The sequence below is a fragment of the Dietzia sp. UBA5065 genome (genome assembly GCA_002415925.1).
Classification (GTDB): domain Bacteria; phylum Actinomycetota; class Actinomycetes; order Mycobacteriales; family Mycobacteriaceae; genus Dietzia.
In genome coordinates this window covers 1-1,055 of the sequence record DIAZ01000063.1, presented here as the reverse complement: position 1 = coordinate 1,055, position 1,055 = coordinate 1, and the positions used below count along the sequence as shown (strand labels likewise).

At 76.0% G+C, this 1,055-nt stretch carries 1 protein-coding gene and 1 pseudogene; both read left to right on the top strand.

Features of this window, described 5'->3' with window-relative positions; genetic code table 11:
- Nucleotides 1–195, top strand: a pseudogene (locus B4M60_RS04805) (DUF1727 domain-containing protein); the annotation flags it as partial.
- Nucleotides 192–1,001 (top strand): type 1 glutamine amidotransferase, encoded by an 810-nt coding sequence (locus B4M60_RS04800; RefSeq protein ID WP_291080796.1) that lies wholly within the window; start codon nt 192–194, stop codon nt 999–1,001. The pseudogene B4M60_RS04805 and the gene B4M60_RS04800, both read left to right, overlap by 4 nt.
- Nucleotides 1,002–1,055: the final 54 nt, after the last annotated feature.

Sequence of the window (1,055 nt, the reverse complement as noted above, 5' to 3'; positions counted from 1 at the left end):
AGGTGCCCGGCCGGGCGGGTGGAGGTGTTGGCCAACTACACCGCGTTCCGCGACCTCGGGCGTGCGATCGCCGCCTCCGGGGCGGGGGCCGGGGCCCGTGCCGGTGCCGGGGCCGGGACCGGGGCCTCCCGTCCCGCGAGCTCCAGTCCCGCGAGCTCCAGTCCCTCGACCGATGCGAAGGAGCAGCACCGATGAGCGAGCAGCGCGACGGGGCCTCTGCCTCCCCCCTCGACACCGTCTCCCCCGACTCGCCGCGGCCCAGCGAGTCCACCGTCCGCATCGGACTTGTGCTGCCGGATGTCATGGGCACCTACGGCGACGACGGCAATTCGCTGGTCCTGCGTCAGCGCCTGAAGTGGCGGGGTCACGACGCGGAGATCGTCCGCATCACCCTCGAGGACGCCGTCCCCGACTCGTGCGATCTCTACGCCGTGGGCGGCGGCGAGGACGCCGCGCAGAAGCTGGCGTCCCGGCACCTGTCCGGCTCACCCGGCCTGCAGCGGGCGGTCTCCCGCGGGGTGCCGGTGCTGGCGATCTGCGCCGGCATGCAGGTGTTCGGTGAGTGGTTCGTGGTCTCGGACGGCTCCCGCGCGCCGGGCCTGGGGCTCCTCGACGTCACTACGACGCCGCAGGCCACGCGCTCCATCGGCGAGCTCGTGACGACCCCGCAGCTCGCGGGGCTCACCCGGCCGCTGACGGGGTTCGAGAACCACATGGGCGCCACGGTGCTGGGCCCCGACGCCGCCCCGCTCGGCCGCGTGACCTCGGGAGTCGGCAACGGGGTCCCCGCCGGCGTGGCGGTCCCGGCCGGCGGGCTGGTCGAGGGCGTGGTGCAGGGCTCCATCATCGCCACGTACATGCACGGGCCGGCGCTGGCGCGGAACCCCGAGTTGGCCGACCTGCTGCTGTGCCGCGCGCTGGGCGTGGACTCCCTCCCACCGGTCGAGGTGCCCGCGGTGGAGCAGTTGCGCCGCGAGCGGATCGCCGCCGCCCGCCGCTGATCCACCACCCGCCCCCGCCACCCGCCCCCCGCCCCGCCCCCGGCCCCGGCCCCG

Excerpts from the sequence above, each read along its gene's own strand:
- B4M60_RS04800 (WP_291080796.1), top strand. The coding sequence starts at position 192 with ATGAGCGAGCAGCGCGACGGGGCCTCTGCCTCCCCCCTCGACACCGTC.